At 61.4% G+C, this 15,133-nt stretch carries 13 protein-coding genes; 10 read left to right on the plus strand and 3 right to left on the minus strand.

The annotated features are described in order from the left end of the window. Positions 1-165 precede the first annotated feature (165 nt). The 10 genes from ACVWVP_RS07645 to ACVWVP_RS07690 all read left to right on the plus strand — a co-directional run bounded on the left by ACVWVP_RS07645 (position 166) and on the right by ACVWVP_RS07690 (position 13,091). Positions 166-2,385: a primosomal protein N' gene (locus tag ACVWVP_RS07645; protein ID WP_457405080.1), complete on the plus strand. Its 2,220-nt coding sequence runs from the start codon at positions 166-168 to the stop codon at positions 2,383-2,385. A 203-nt stretch (positions 2,386-2,588) separates the two neighbouring features. After that, a complete protein-coding gene (gene argS, locus ACVWVP_RS07650) occupies positions 2,589-4,325 on the plus strand; it encodes an arginine--tRNA ligase (RefSeq protein WP_178918589.1) in 1,737 nt (578 codons plus the stop codon). A gap of 1 nt (position 4,326) precedes the next feature. Beyond that, positions 4,327-5,028 (plus strand): SPOR domain-containing protein, encoded by a 702-nt coding sequence (locus ACVWVP_RS07655; RefSeq protein ID WP_178918588.1) that lies wholly within the window; start codon positions 4,327-4,329, stop codon positions 5,026-5,028. A 259-nt stretch (positions 5,029-5,287) separates the two neighbouring features. Beyond that, a complete protein-coding gene (gene hslV / locus ACVWVP_RS07660) occupies positions 5,288-5,818 on the plus strand; it encodes an ATP-dependent protease subunit HslV (protein WP_016972722.1) in 531 nt (176 codons plus the stop codon). 37 nt (positions 5,819-5,855) lie between these two features. Then, positions 5,856-7,193, plus strand: coding sequence for an ATP-dependent protease ATPase subunit HslU (gene hslU, locus ACVWVP_RS07665; RefSeq protein WP_176997236.1), 1,338 nt, complete (start codon positions 5,856-5,858; stop codon positions 7,191-7,193). A gap of 160 nt (positions 7,194-7,353) precedes the next feature. Continuing rightward, the gene (locus ACVWVP_RS07670; RefSeq protein WP_064054062.1) at positions 7,354-7,731 is read left to right on the plus strand and encodes a gamma-butyrobetaine hydroxylase-like domain-containing protein; all 378 of its coding nucleotides are present in this window, start codon (positions 7,354-7,356) and stop codon (positions 7,729-7,731) included. A gap of 248 nt (positions 7,732-7,979) precedes the next feature. Beyond that, complete coding sequence (gene phaC / locus ACVWVP_RS07675) at positions 7,980-9,659, plus strand: class II poly(R)-hydroxyalkanoic acid synthase (RefSeq protein WP_178918587.1); 1,680 nt, start codon at positions 7,980-7,982, stop codon at positions 9,657-9,659. Between the two features lie 166 nt (positions 9,660-9,825). After that, a complete protein-coding gene (gene phaZ, locus ACVWVP_RS07680) occupies positions 9,826-10,671 on the plus strand; it encodes a poly(3-hydroxyalkanoate) depolymerase (RefSeq protein WP_025858688.1) in 846 nt (281 codons plus the stop codon). 89 nt (positions 10,672-10,760) lie between these two features. Beyond that, positions 10,761-12,443 carry a class II poly(R)-hydroxyalkanoic acid synthase gene (phaC, locus tag ACVWVP_RS07685; RefSeq protein WP_457405084.1) on the plus strand — a complete coding sequence of 561 codons (1,683 nt, stop codon included), beginning with the start codon at positions 10,761-10,763 and terminating at the stop codon, positions 12,441-12,443. Between the two features lie 27 nt (positions 12,444-12,470). Beyond that, positions 12,471-13,091 carry a TetR/AcrR family transcriptional regulator gene (locus ACVWVP_RS07690; RefSeq protein WP_178918585.1) on the plus strand — a complete coding sequence of 207 codons (621 nt, stop codon included), beginning with the start codon at positions 12,471-12,473 and terminating at the stop codon, positions 13,089-13,091. Positions 13,092-13,303: 212 nt separating this feature from the next. Here the strand turns inward: ACVWVP_RS07690 and ACVWVP_RS07695 are convergent, their stop codons facing one another. From ACVWVP_RS07695 to ACVWVP_RS07705, 3 genes are all read right to left on the minus strand, one after another. Further along, positions 13,304-14,305 carry a phasin family protein gene (locus ACVWVP_RS07695; protein WP_259172734.1) on the minus strand — a complete coding sequence of 334 codons (1,002 nt, stop codon included), beginning with the start codon at positions 14,303-14,305 and terminating at the stop codon, positions 13,304-13,306. 12 nt (positions 14,306-14,317) lie between these two features. Next, the gene (locus tag ACVWVP_RS07700) at positions 14,318-14,740 is read right to left on the minus strand and encodes a phasin family protein (protein WP_178918583.1); all 423 of its coding nucleotides are present in this window, start codon (positions 14,738-14,740) and stop codon (positions 14,318-14,320) included. A gap of 105 nt (positions 14,741-14,845) precedes the next feature. Next, a complete protein-coding gene (locus tag ACVWVP_RS07705; protein ID WP_178918582.1) occupies positions 14,846-15,121 on the minus strand; it encodes a polyhydroxyalkanoic acid system family protein in 276 nt (91 codons plus the stop codon). Positions 15,122-15,133 lie beyond the last annotated feature (12 nt).

The following is a 15,133-nucleotide window of genomic DNA, read 5'->3' on the forward strand; positions in this document are numbered from 1 at the left end:
ATCTCCAGCGACTGATACACCGCTTTCGCGAGCAAGCCCGCTCCCACAATGGATAGCCGTGTTCTGAAGGTCCAATTCCGGCACCGGAGACGGGACACCCCCACCACAGGTCTGCTAGGCTCCCGCCCCTGCGCCACCGCCTGCCTTTATAGATGAGACCCCCGCGTGCCCGACGCCATTTTGCGCCTAGCCCTGCCTTCGCCCCTGCGCCGCCTGTTCGATTACCGGGCCCCGGCCGGTGTGTCGCGGGCGCAGTTGCAGCCGGGCATGCGTGTGCGCGTGCCGTTCGGGCGCCGGGAAATGATCGGCATCCTGGTGGAAGTCGCCGATCACAGCGAAGTGCCCGCCGAGAAGCTCAAGCCCGCGCTGGCCATGCTCGACGCGACCCCGCCGCTGCCGCCCGCCCTGTTCAAGCTATGCCTGTGGACGGCCCAGTACTATCAGCACAGCCTGGGCGACACCCTGAGCTGGGCGCTGCCGGTGCTGCTGCGCCAGGGCGAGCTGGCTGAAGCGCGCCAGGAACGCTTCTGGTCAATGGTGCCCGGCGCCCGTCTCGACGACCCGCGCATCGCCCGCGCCCCGCGCCAGCGTGAAGCCCTGGCGACCCTGGCCCAGCACCCGCACGGCGTGGCGCATCAACTGCTGAGCAAGCTGATGCTGAGCAAAGACAGCCTCGACCTGCTGTTGGCCAAGGGCCTGGTGCAGGTAGAAATCCGCAAGCACGCCCCCGACCCGCGCCACGACCACTGGCTGGCCCAGCCGGAATTGCCGCTCAACCCCGAGCAACGCGCCGCCTATGAAGCGATTCGCGCAGGCTTCGACAGCTTCCATGCCTTCCTGCTGGCCGGCGTCACCGGCAGCGGCAAGACCGAAGTGTATTTGCAGCTGATCCGCGAAACCTTGCAGGCCGGCAAGCAGGCGCTGGTGCTGATCCCCGAAATCAACCTGGGCCCGCAAACCCTGGCGCGCTTCGAGCAACGCTTCAATGCCCGCATCGCCCTGGTGCACTCGGCGGTCAATGACCGCGAGCGCCTGGAATCGTGGCTGGCGGCCCGGGACGGCGAGGCCGACATCATCATCGGCACCCGCTCGGCGCTGTTCACCCCGATGAAAAACCCCGGGCTGATCATCATCGACGAAGAGCACGACGGCTCCTATAAACAGCAGGAAGGCCTGCGTTACCACGCCCGCGACCTGGCCTTGGTGCGCGCGCGCCAGGAAGACATCCCGATTGTGCTGGGCTCGGCCACGCCATCCCTTGAAAGCTTGCACAACGCCTACACCGGCCGTTATGGACTCCTACGCCTCAACGAACGGGCCGGCGGCGCCAAGCAGCCGCGTTTCCTGCGCCTGGACGTCAAAAGCCGCCCGCTGGACAGCGGCATTTCCGGGCCGATGCAACAGGCTATCGGCCAGACCCTCGCGGCTGGCCAGCAAGTGCTGGTGTTTCTCAACCGCCGCGGCTTCGCGCCGACGCTGCTGTGCCATGACTGTGGCTGGATGTCCGAGTGTGAGCGCTGTGATGCGCGCATGACCGTGCACCAGCGTTATGGCGAACTGCGCTGCCACCATTGCGGCCACGTGGAGCGGGTGCCGCGCCACTGCCCGCAGTGCGGCAAGGTGGACCTGCGGCCAGTCGGCGCCGGCACCGAGCGCGCCGAAGAGCGCCTGGGCATCCTGTTCCCGGACTACCCGGTGCTGCGGGTCGACCGTGACAGCACCTCGCGCAAAGACGCAATGAACCAGCTGTTCGCCACCATCCAGAAGGGCCAGCCGTGCATCCTGATCGGCACGCAGATGCTCGCCAAAGGCCACCACTTCCCTCGGGTGACCCTGGTGTCGATCCTGGATGCTGATGGCGGACTGTTCTCCGGCGACTTCCGCGCCAGCGAGCGCATGGCGCAGTTGATCGTGCAGGTCGCAGGCAGAGCCGGGCGCGCCGAAGAGCCGGGTAAAGTGATTATCCAGACGCACTTGGCTGACCATCCGCTGCTGATCCAGCTGACAGAGCAAGGCTACTTTGCCTTTGCCGAACAGGCGCTGAGTGAACGGCGTGCGGCGGGCCTGCCACCGTTTTCCCATTTGGCGCTGTTGCGGGCCGAAGCGCACAAGCCTGGGCAGGCTGAAGGTTTCCTCGATGAGGCGTGCAGCGCTGCCGAGGGTTTGCTGGGTGAGCTGGGCCTGACGGGCATCGAGCTGCTCGGCCCGGTGCCCGCCCCCATGGAACGCCGCGCCGGGCGCTATCGTGCTCAGCTACTCTTGCAGGCAACGTCCCGTGCGCCATTGCATCGCCTATTAAGTAGCTGGTTGCTTGCCCTGGAGCAAATGCCCAGCGGCCGGCAGGTGCGATGGTCGTTGGATGTGGACCCGGTAGATTTGTATTGATAGATAGGTTGCTATCGCGGGCAAGCCCGCTCCCACAGTTTGAATTGTGAATACCTTAAATGTGGGAGCGGGCTTGCCCGCGATGAGGCCCGCAGGTCCGTCAACCTGTCTGAACGGTTGGCAAGCCCGCCCTCGCCACGGATAATGCCCAGTTTTTCCACCTGCGCATCGCGCGCCGCCGCTTGCGGTCGAAAGAGAACACCATGAAAGACACCATTCGCCAGCTGATCCAACAAGCCCTCACCCAACTCGTCAACGAAGGTGTGTTGCCTGAAGGCCTGACGCCGGCGATCCAGGTGGAGAACACCCGCGACAAGACCCACGGTGACTTCGCCAGCAACATCGCGATGATGCTGGCCAAGCCGGCTGGTATGAAGCCGCGTGACCTGGCGGAAAAACTCATCGCCGCCCTGCCGGCTGACGAAAGCGTCACCAAGGCCGAAATCGCCGGCCCGGGCTTCATCAACTTCTTCCAGAACACCCAGGCCCTGGCTTCGCGCCTGGACGCGGCCCTGGCCGACGCCCAGATCGGCGTGCGCAAGGCCGGCCCGCTGGAACGCGTCGCCATTGACCTGTCGGCACCCAACCTGGCCAAAGAGATGCACGTGGGCCACCTGCGCTCCACCATCATTGGCGACGGCGTGGCCCGTGTTCTCGAGTTCCTCGGCGACACCGTGATCCGCCAGAACCACGTGGGCGACTGGGGCACCCAGTTCGGCATGCTGATGGCGTACCTGCAGGAAAACCCGATCACCAGCAACGAGCTGTCGGACCTGGAGAATTTCTACCGCGCCGCCAAGAAGCGTTTCGACGAGTCCGAAGAATTCGCCGACCGCGCCCGCGGCCTGGTGGTCAAGCTGCAAGCCGGTGACGAAGAGTGCCTGGCACTGTGGAACCGCTTCCGTGAGATATCCCTGTCCCACTGCCAGGAAATCTACGAGCTGCTCAACGTCAAGCTGACCATGGCCGACGTAATGGGCGAAAGCGCCTACAACGATGACCTGATCAACGTGGTCAACGACCTCAAGGCCAAAGGCCTGCTGGTCGAGAGCAACGGCGCGCAGTGCGTATTCCTTGAAGAATTCAAGACCGCCGACGGCGAGCCGCTGCCGGTGATCATCGTCAAGGCCGATGGCGGCTACCTCTACGCCACCACCGACCTGGCGGCCGTGCGCTACCGCAGCGGCGTACTCAAAGCCGACCGCGCCCTGTACTTCGTCGACCAGCGCCAGGCCTTGCACTTCCAGCAGGTGTTCGAGGTGGCGCGTCGCGCAGGCTTCATCACCCACCCGATGCACATGGAGCACATGGGCTTCGGCACCATGAACGGCGCCGACGGTCGTCCGTTCAAGACCCGCGACGGCGGCACCGTGAAGCTGATCGACCTGCTGAACGAAGCCCAGGAGCGCGCCTACAACCTGGTGAAGGAAAAGAACCCGGAGCTGGCCGAAGCCGACCTGCGCAACATCGCCCGCGTGGTGGGCATTGGCGCGGTGAAATACGCCGACCTGTCCAAGCACCGCACCAGCGACTACAGCTTCAACTTCGAGCTGATGCTGAACTTCGAAGGCAACACTGCGCCGTACCTGCTGTACGCCTACACCCGCGTAGCCGGCGTGTTCCGTAAGCTGGGCAAGGATTTCAGCGAAGTGGAAGGCCACATCGTGCTGGACGCCCCGCACGAACAGGAACTGGCCGCCAAGCTGGCGCAATTCGGCGAAGTGCTGAACAGCGTCGGCGAGAAGGGCACGCCGCATATCCTGTGCACCTACTTGTACGAAGTCGCCGGCCTGTTCTCCAGTTTCTACGAGAACTGCCCGATCCTCACCGCAGACGACGAAGCCCAGAAGCAAAGTCGCCTGCGCCTTGCCGCACTGGCTGGACGGACCCTCAAGCAAGGCCTGGAGCTGTTGGGCCTGGAAACTCTGGAGCGTATGTAAGTTGGCTGCCAAGAAAAAACCTGCACCCAAGCGCGGCGCCAGCCGCTACCAGGCCCCGGCGAAGAAGCCTATTCCAGGCTGGTTGTGGATGGCCATCGGCCTGGCGGTCGGTGCGTTTGTCGTGATCCTGATGAAGCTGGAGCCGGGCAAGGGCGATGACGTCAAACGGGTCAAGCAAGAGCAGCAGAAGGCCACGAAGATCGCCGAAGCCAACAAGACCGCGCCAAGCCCGACAGCGCCGGTGAAGCCGAAGTACGACTTCTACACGCTGCTGCCGGAATCGGAAGTGATCGTGCCGCCTGACGCCGTGCCGGAGAAAACCCTGCCGACGCCACAAGTGCCGACCACGCCGGTAACACCAGCGGAGGCCGCGAAAATCGATACCGCGCGTGCCCAGGCGGCGCTGGCCGGGATTACCCCGCCGCCACCGCCACCGGTGGCGACCACCAAGGCCGCGCCGGTGACCAAGTTCTTCCTGCAGGCGGGCTCGTTCCCGAAACAGGCGGACGCGGACCGCGTGCGTGCGCAGATCATTCTGTTGGGCCAGGCGGTGTCGGTTGAGTCCGGCACGGTGAAGGATGCGACCTGGTATCGCGTGCTGGTGGGGCCGTTCAGCAACCGTGAGCAACTGACCGTGGCGCAGAAGCAACTGGCTGGCGCCGGCTTTAGCAACCTGTTGTTACAACAACGCCAGAGCCGCTGACACAAGCTCAACACGGGACAAAAATGTGGGAGCGGGCTTGCCTGCGATTGCGGTGTAACAGTCAATATTTTCAGTGACTGACACACCGCAATCGCAGGCAAGCCCGCTCCCACATTTGGTTTTAGGGTGTTCTCAAAAGTGTGTAAGACCTATAAACACCACTCGTCCGCATACCTCCCTTACAGTTGAAATCCCCCCCGCCACCCCCATATGAGTTTTCATCAGGGCATTTTCGCCCCGCTGCGTGGAGACTCTCCCCTTGACCACCATCGTTTCAGTACGTCGCCACGGCAAAGTCGTCATGGGCGGCGACGGCCAGGTTTCCCTGGGTAATACCGTGATGAAAGGCAACGCCAAGAAAGTGCGTCGCCTGTACCACGGCCAGGTGCTCGCAGGCTTTGCCGGCGCGACCGCCGACGCCTTCACCCTGTTCGAGCGTTTCGAAGGCCAGTTGGAAAAACACCAGGGCCACCTCGTTCGCGCCGCTGTCGAGCTCGCCAAAGAATGGCGCACCGACCGTTCCTTGAGCCGCCTGGAAGCTATGTTGGCGGTGGCCAACAAAGACGCGTCCTTGATCATCACCGGCAACGGCGATGTGGTGGAGCCGGAACACGGCCTGATCGCCATGGGTTCCGGTGGTGGCTACGCCCAGGCGGCTGCCAGCGCACTGTTGAAGAAGACCGACCTGTCGGCCCGTGAAATCGTCGAGACCGCCCTGGGTATCGCTGGCGATATCTGCGTGTTCACCAACCACAACCTGACCATTGAGGAGCAGGACCTCGCTGAGTAAGCCCCAAGGCTTATTCGGCTTGAGGCCGCCAAACACTATGTCCATGACTCCCCGCGAAATCGTCCATGAACTTAATCGCCATATCATCGGCCAGGACGATGCCAAGCGCGCCGTAGCCATTGCGCTGCGTAACCGCTGGCGCCGGATGCAACTGCCCGAAGAACTGCGCGTTGAAGTGACGCCCAAGAACATCCTGATGATCGGCCCGACCGGCGTCGGTAAAACCGAGATCGCCCGTCGCCTGGCCAAGCTGGCCAACGCGCCGTTCATCAAGGTCGAAGCCACCAAGTTCACCGAAGTGGGCTACGTGGGCCGTGACGTCGAGTCGATCATCCGTGATCTGGCCGACGCCGCCTTGAAAATGCTGCGCGAACAGGAAGTGACCAAGGTCAGCCACCGCGCCGAAGACGCCGCCGAGGAACGCATCCTTGACGCCCTGCTGCCCCCGGCACGCATGGGCTTCAACGAAGACGCCGCCCCAGCCTCGGATTCCAACACCCGTCAACTGTTCCGCAAGCGCCTGCGTGAAGGCCAGTTGGACGACAAAGAGATCGAGATCGAAGTCTCCGAAGCGTCCAGCGTCGATATTTCCGCACCGCCTGGCATGGAAGAAATGACCAGCCAGCTGCAAAACCTGTTCAGCAACATGGGCAAGGGCAAGAAGAAAAGCCGCAAGCTCAAGGTGAAGGATGCGCTGAAACTGGTGCGCGACGAAGAAGCTGGGCGCCTGGTCAATGAGGAAGAACTCAAGGCCAAGGCCCTGGAAGCCGTCGAGCAGCACGGCATCGTGTTTATCGACGAGATCGACAAGGTGGCCAAGCGTGGTAACTCTGGTGGCGTCGATGTGTCCCGCGAGGGCGTACAACGCGACCTGCTGCCGCTGATCGAAGGCTGCACCGTGAACACCAAGCTGGGCATGGTCAAGACTGACCACATCCTGTTCATTGCTTCGGGTGCCTTCCACCTGAGCAAGCCAAGCGACCTGGTGCCGGAGCTGCAAGGCCGCCTGCCGATTCGCGTGGAACTCAAGGCGCTGACACCGGGCGACTTCGAGCGCATCCTCAGCGAGCCGCACGCGTCGCTCACCGAGCAGTACCGTGAGCTGCTGAAAACCGAAGGCCTGGGCATCGAGTTCCAGGCAGACGGTATCAAGCGCCTGGCGGAGATCGCCTGGCAGGTCAACGAGAAGACTGAGAACATCGGTGCCCGTCGTTTGCACACCTTGCTGGAGCGTCTGCTGGAGGAAGTGTCCTTCAGCGCCGGCGACCTGGCTGGGGCGCAGAATGGCGAGGTGATCAAGATCGACGCTGAGTACGTCAACAGCCACTTGGGCGAATTGGCGCAGAACGAAGACTTGTCTCGTTATATCCTGTAAGGCTAACGCAGGGCCGCTTTGCTTTAATGTGGGAGCGGGCTTGCTCGCGAATGCGGTGTATCAGTGCCAGATGTGCTGACTGACACACCGTATTCGCGAGCAAGCCCGCTCCCACAGTTTAAAGCCGGTCCCTTCAGGACTATCTCTGGGCGGTTCTCCAATGTCGAAATTCCCCACTGCCGTAAACCTGCACAAAACCTCCAACACCCTCGGCCTCACCTACGGGCCCGACGAGGTGTATCAACTCTCCGCCGAACTGCTGCGCACCCACTCGCCTTCCGCCGAGGTCCAGGGTCATGGCAAACCCATCCTGCAATTCGGCAAGCTCAACGTACGGTTGACCAAGATAGAACCGGCCGGTCAGTACGCACTGAAATTGACCTTCGACGACGGGCATGACAGCGGGCTGTTCACTTGGGACTACCTTTACCAACTGGCCGTGCGTCAGGACGCGCTGTGGGCCGATTACCTGGCCGAACTCAAAGCGGCTGGAAAAACCCGCGACCCGAGCGAGTCGGTCGTGCGGCTGATGCTCTAGCACACGCCTCTTGCTCTTTAGAGAGCATTTTCTAATTTCATCTGCTTGAATGCCCTGTCGCGCGGCCAATGACTGGCCCGCTTGCGAAAAAAATTAAACTCGGGTAACCAATGGAACTGGCAAGTTCCCTGCATTTGACGATGCGGTATCAACGGTCACCCGAGTCGCGTACCTGGCTTGTGTTGTGTATCGAAACCTGGTGCACAGCGGTACCCGGTACTCGTCTTTCGGACAATGGAGCGTCGTAGATGAGTAACAAGAACAACGATGACTTGAAACGCCAGGCCTCGGAAAACACCCTGGGGCTGAACCCGATCATCGCGTTACGGAAAAAGGATTTGCTCGCCTCGGCGAAGATGGTGCTGACCCAAGCCATCAAGCAACCGTTGCACAGCGTCAAGCACGTCGCCCACTTTGGCGTCGAATTGAAGAACGTGATGTTCGGCAAATCCCAGCTGGTGCCGGAACACGACGACCGTCGTTTCCATGACCCGGCCTGGAGCCAGAACCCGCTCTACAAACGTTATTTGCAGACCTACCTGGCATGGCGCAAGGAGCTGCACGACTGGATCGGCGACAGCAACCTGTCGGAACAGGACATCAGCCGTGGTCACTTCGTGATCAACCTGATGACCGAAGCCATGGCCCCTACCAACAGCGCGGCCAACCCGGCAGCGGTCAAACGCTTCTTTGAAACCGGTGGCAAGAGCCTGCTCGATGGCCTCTCCCACCTGGCCAAGGACCTGGTGCACAACGGCGGCATGCCGAGCCAGGTCAACATGGGCGCCTTTGAAGTGGGCAAGACCCTGGGCACTACCGAAGGCGCGGTGGTGTTTCGCAACGACGTGCTGGAGCTGATCCAGTACAAGCCGATCACCGAACAGGTGCACGAGCGCCCCCTGCTGGTGGTGCCGCCGCAGATCAACAAGTTCTACGTATTCGACCTGAGCCCGGACAAGAGCCTGGCGCGCTTCTGCCTGCGCAATGGCCAGCAGACCTTTATCGTGAGCTGGCGCAACCCGACCAAGGCCCAGCGCGAGTGGGGCCTGTCGACCTACATCGAAGCGCTCAAGGAAGCGGTGGATGTGGTCACGGCAATCACCGGCAGCAAAGACATCAACATGCTCGGCGCCTGCTCGGGTGGCATCACCTGCACCGCGTTGCTGGGCCACTACGCCGCGCTGGGGGAGAAGAAGGTCAACGCCCTGACCCTGATGGTCAGCGTGCTGGACACCACCCTGGACACCCAGGTGGCGCTGTTCGTCGACGAGCAAACCCTTGAGGCCGCCAAGCGCCATTCCTACCAGGCCGGCGTGCTGGAAGGCCGCGACATGGCCAAGGTGTTCGCCTGGATGCGCCCCAACGACCTGATCTGGAACTACTGGGTCAACAATTACCTGTTGGGCAACGAACCACCGGTGTTTGACATCCTGTTCTGGAACAACGACACCACCCGCCTGCCGGCCGCGTTCCACGGCGATCTGATCGAACTGTTCAAGAACAACCCGCTGGTGCGCGCCAACGCCCTGGAAGTGTGCGGCACGCCCATCGATCTCAAGCAGGTCACTGCCGATATCTACTCACTGGCCGGCACCAACGACCACATCACGCCATGGCAGTCCTGCTACAAGTCGGCGCAGTTGTTTGGTGGCAAGGTGGAGTTCGTGCTGTCGAGCAGCGGGCATATCCAGAGCATCCTCAACCCGCCCGGCAACCCCAAGGCGCGCTACCAGACCAGTGACGGCCTGGCGTGCAGTGCATTGGAGTGGCAGGAAAACGCCACCAAGCACACCGATTCCTGGTGGCTGCACTGGCAGGCGTGGCAGGCGGAACGGGCGGGCAAGCTGAAGAAAGCGCCGACTTCGCTAGGAAATAAAACTTACGCCGCAGCAGAAGCAGCGCCGGGTACTTATGTGCATGAACGCTAAGCCACACATATTTTTGTGATTGAAATGGGACCAAATGTGGGAGCGGGCTTGCTCGCGAATGCAGTGTGCCAGCTAGCACACCTGATACTGATACACCGCTTTCGCGAGCAAGCCCGCACCCACATTTCGACCACATTCCGGCTGTAACACTTCACAGGGCTTGAGCATGCCGCAACCGTTCATCTTCCGTACCATCGACCTGGATGGCCAAACCATCCGCACGGCGGTGCGCCCGGGCAAGCCTCACTTGACGCCCTTGCTGATCTTCAACGGCATCGGCGCCAACCTTGAGCTGGTGTTTCCGTTCGTCCAGGCCCTGGACCCGGACCTGGAAGTGATCGCCTTCGATGTGCCCGGCGTGGGTGGCTCATCCACGCCCAACCGTCCCTATCGCTTTCCCGGCCTGGCCAAGCTCACTGCACGCATGCTCGACTACCTGGACTATGGCCAGGTGAACGCGGTGGGCGTGTCCTGGGGCGGCGCGTTGGCGCAGCAGTTCGCCTACGACTACCCGGAGCGTTGCAAGAAGCTGATCCTGGCGGCCACGGCGGCGGGTGCGGTGATGGTGCCGGGCAAACCCAAAGTGCTGTGGCTGATGGCCAGCCCGCGCCGTTACATCCAGCCGTCCCATGTAGTGCGCATTGCCCCGATGATTTATGGCGGCTCGTTCCGCCGCGATTCGAAACTGGCCGCAGAACATGCCAGCAAAGTACGTTCGGCGGGCAAGCTGGGTTACTACTGGCAACTGTTCGCCGGGCTGGGCTGGACCAGCATCCACTGGCTGCACAAGATCCGCCAACCCACCCTGGTGCTGGCGGGGGATGACGACCCGCTGATCCCGCTGATCAACATGCGCATGCTGGCCTGGCGCATTCCCAACGCACAGTTGCACATCATCGACGATGGCCACCTGTTCTTGATCACCCGGGCCGAAGCCGTGGCGCCGATCATCATGAAATTTCTCGAGGAGGAGCGCCTGCGCGCGGTGATTCATCCGCGACCTGCGGTGTAAGGACCACACCGCCGCGCAACTTGCCAGGAACCGACTATGGTTCTGAATTGGCGTGCCTGTTTGATGGCTTGACGAAGGAGTGTTGGCTCATGCGAGAAAGACCCGTGACGAACCCGGCGCCCACCCCTGCCGTGTTCATCAATGCGCAAAACGCGATCACCGGCCTGCGCGGTCGGGACCTGCTGTCGACGCTGCGCAGCGTTGCCGCCCACGGCCTGCGCAACCCGGTGCATACCGTTCGTCATGCCTGGGCACTGAGCAGCCAGCTGGGCCGCGTGCTGCTGGGTGAGACGGTGCATGAGCCCAACCCCAATGACAGCCGTTTCAGCGACCCCACCTGGAAGCTCAACCCGCTCTATCGGCGCAGCCTGCAAGCCTACCTGAGCTGGCAAAAGCAGACGCGCCACTGGATCGACGACAGCGCGTTGAGCGCCGATGACCGGGCTCGCGCGCACTTTGCCTTCTCGCTGCTCAACGACGCCGTCTCCCCTTCCAACACCCTGCTCAACCCGCTGGCCGTCAAGGAGCTGCTCAACTCCGGGGGCAACAGCGTGGTGCGCGGTGTGACGAACCTGTTCGAGGACCTGCTGCACAACAATGGCCTGCCGCGCCAGGTGAGCAAGCACGCGTTCGAAGTGGGCAAGACGGTCGCCACCACGCCGGGTTCGGTGGTGTTTCGCAACGAGCTGCTGGAGCTGATCCAGTACAAGCCCATGAGCGAAAAGCAGTACGCCAAGCCGCTGCTGGTGGTGCCGCCGCAAATCAACAAGTACTACATTTTCGACCTCAGCCCCGCCAACAGCTTTGTGCAGTACGCCCTCAAGAACGGCCTGCAGACCTTTATGGTCAGTTGGCGCAATCCGGACGTGCGCCATCGCGAATGGGGGTTGTCCACCTACGTTGCGGCGCTGGAAGAAGCCCTCAACGTCTGCCGGGCGATCACCGGTGCAAGGGAGGTCAACCTGATGGGCGCCTGCGCCGGTGGCCTGAGCATCGCCGCCCTGCAAGGCCACCTGCAAGCCAAGCGCCAGTTGCGGCGCATCTCCAGCGCCACCTACCTGGTGAGCCTGCTCGACAGCCAGATCGACAGCCCCGCCACGCTGTTTGCCGATGAACAAACCCTGGAAGCGGCCAAGCGCCGCTCTTACCAGCAAGGCGTGCTGGACGGCCGCGACATGGCGAAGGTGTTCGCCTGGATGCGCCCCAATGACCTGATCTGGAACTACTGGATCAACAACTACCTGCTGGGCAAGGAACCGCCAGCCTTCGACATCCTGTACTGGAATAACGACAACACGCGCTTGCCCGCCGCGCTGCACGGCGACCTGCTGGATTTCTTCAAGCACAACCCGCTGAGCCATCCCGGCGGCCTGGAGGTGTGCGGCACGCCCATCGACTTGCAGAAGGTCACGGTGGACAGCTTCAGCGTGGCCGGGATCAACGACCACATCACGCCGTGGGACGCGGTGTACCGCTCCACCCAGTTGCTGGGGGGTGAGCGGCGCTTCGTGCTGTCCAACAGCGGGCATATCCAGAGCATCCTCAACCCGCCGGGCAACCCCAAGGCCAACTACGTCGAGAACCCCAAGCTGAGCAGTGACCCGCGCGCCTGGTACTACGACGCCAACCACGTCGAAGGCAGCTGGTGGCCGCAGTGGCTGGAATGGGTGCAGCAGCGCTCCGGCGTTCAGCGCGAAACCCTCACCGCCCTGGGCAACCAGAACTACCCACCGATGGAAGCAGCGCCGGGCACCTACGTGCGTGTGCGCTGAACTCAACGATCACATTAAGAAGACTGGATGAAGACCCGCGACCGTATCCTTGAATGTGCCCTGCAGTTGTTCAACCAGAAGGGCGAGCCGAACGTGTCGACCATGGAGGTGGCCAATGAAATGGGGATCAGCCCCGGCAACCTCTACTACCACTTCCATGGCAAGGAGCCCTTGGTGCTTGGGTTGTTCGAGCGCTTTCAAAACGAACTGGCACCCCTGCTCGACCCACCCGCTGACGCGCAGCTGGAGGCCGAGGATTACTGGCTATTCCTGCACCTGATCGTCGAGCGCATGGCCCATTACCGGTTTCTGTTCCAGGACCTGTCGAACCTCGCGGGGCGCCTGCCGAAACTGGCCAAAGGCATTCGCAACCTGCTCACGGCACTCAAACGCACCCTGGCGTCGCTGTTGGCACGGTTGAAGACGTCGGGGCAATTGGTCAGTGGTACCCAGGCACTGGGGCAACTGGTGGAGCAGATCACCCTGACCCTGCTGTTTTCGCTGGACTACCAGCGGATTCTCGACCGTGAAGGTGAGATACGGGTGGTGGTCTACCAGATCGTGATGCTGGTGGCGCCGCACTTATTGTTGCCGGCACGGCTGGCGACCGAGAAATTCGCACTCAAATACCTGGATGACTCCGTCTAAAAAGCAGGAGCGTTTATTGTAGTGAGCAAGCTTGCTTGCGCCGGGGTGCGAAGTTCGCCCAAAAAACCGGCGACCGCTGCGCGATCAAGCGGGAGCAAGCTCCCTCGCCACAAAAGCCCTCACACTGTTGGATGTGTTGCGTCATTGAAAGCACCACCATAAAAAATGCCCGACCTTCACAGGCCGGGCATTTTTTGTGTGTCCTGAAAAAATCAGGACTGACTGGATGGCGTCGGGGTTGCCGGCGATGCAGTCGGGGTCACAGCAGCAGGGGTCGGTGCGGACACCGAGTTGGCTGTGGAAGCGGCAGGTGCCGCAGTTGCTGGCTTGGCCGCAACAGCAGGCTTGGCCGCTGCTGGTTTTTTCGCTACCGCTGGCTTCTTCGCGGCGGCTGGTTTTGCCGCAGGCTTGGCGGCCGCAGGTTTAGCAGCCGGTTTCGCGGCGGCCGGCTTGGCTGCAGGTTTCGCAGCAGCGGGCTTGGCAGCAGGTTTAGCGGCTGCGGTTTTAGCTGCTGGCTTGGCGGCCGGTTTTGCAGCGGCCTTGGCGGCAGGTTTAGCCGCCGGCTTGGCAGCGGCTTTAGCGGCCACGGGTTTAGCGGCAGGCTTGGCAGCCGGTTTTGCCGCTGCTGTTTTAGCCGCAGGCTTGGCAGCCGGTTTAGCGGCGGCTTTGGCGGGTGCCTTGGCCGCAGGTTTTGCAGCCGGTTTGGCAGCAGCTTTTACCAGAGGCTTGGCTGCAGTTTTCGCTGCGGGCTTGGCCGCTGCGGTTTTAGCGGCCGGCTTGGCAGCAGGTTTGGCGGCAGCCGTTTTCACAGGGGCCACTTTGGCGCCGGTGAGCTTTTCGATTTGCTTGGTCAACGTGTCGACCTTGCTGTGCAGTGCCTTCAGCTCTGCCTTGCTGGGTACGCCCAGTCGCGAAATCGCACTGTTGAGGCGTTTGTCGAAAGTTTCTTCCAACTTGCCCCAGGTGTCAGAAATACCCGACTTGGCGGAACCGGCAGTTGCCTTGGCCGCTTCAACTGTTTTACCGACTGTGCTTTTGGTCAACTTCTCGGCTTTCTCACCGTCCTTGACCAAAGACTCGAAGAGTTTTTTGCCTTCACCAATGCTAGCCTTCGAGTACACGCCTAAACCAGCAAGCCAGATCTTACGGGAATATTTTTCAACTTCCCCGACCCACGAGCTGCCTTCTTTCTGAGTAGTCTTTTTAACAGCCATCCCGATGTCTCCTTAGTGTTTACGCGCGACACGTTCTAGCAATGTCGTCAGCTCTTCGAGCTTAGCAGAGAGTGTCTCCACGTCATGTTTAGACGCAATGCCGATCCGATTCAAGGCACTTGCAACGCGTATGTCAAAAGCTTTTTCAACTTTATCCAGTTGAACTTCAACCAGGCCTTTGACGCTTGAGACATTACTCTTTACTTGGTCAATCTGACTGTTGGCGGCATCAAGTTGTTCAACCACAACTTTTTTACCTTTACTTTCAACATGTTGACCCTTCTTGACCAGCTCTTTGAAGTACTCGCTGCCTTCGCTGCCGACCTTGGCATAGGCGCCAAGACCCGCCAACCAGATCTTGCGGGCATAGCGTTTAACGTCACTCAGGGCGGTGGACTGAACGTCGATTTTTTTCTTCAAAATAACTTTGGCCATGACACACCTCACGCAAAAAAGGGTTGAGGAACGGCCCGCAGGAGTTGAGGGCTTGGGCACAAAGTAGGCAGAAAAATTAGAATCGGCACCCTAAGAAGACCCGGATCAGGCCAGTGCCTTATCCAGGGCTTTCTCGATTTCGGACTTGATAGTGCCACTCATGGCCGACATCAACAGGCCCAGTTCCACATCAATACGCAGGGAGTCCTCGGCCACCGACACGGTGCCTTTAACGCCTGAACGCTTGAGGTTCAAGGTATCGCCAGACCATGTGGACTCCAGGCCATATTGTTCCTTGAGTTTGCCTGCCAACTTGTCGGCTTTTGCCCGCGCGCCTTCTTTACCCAGGGTATGTGCACGCTCAACGGTAATACGGGCCATTGCAATGACTCC

This window comes from Pseudomonas sp. TE24901, from assembly GCF_054058375.1.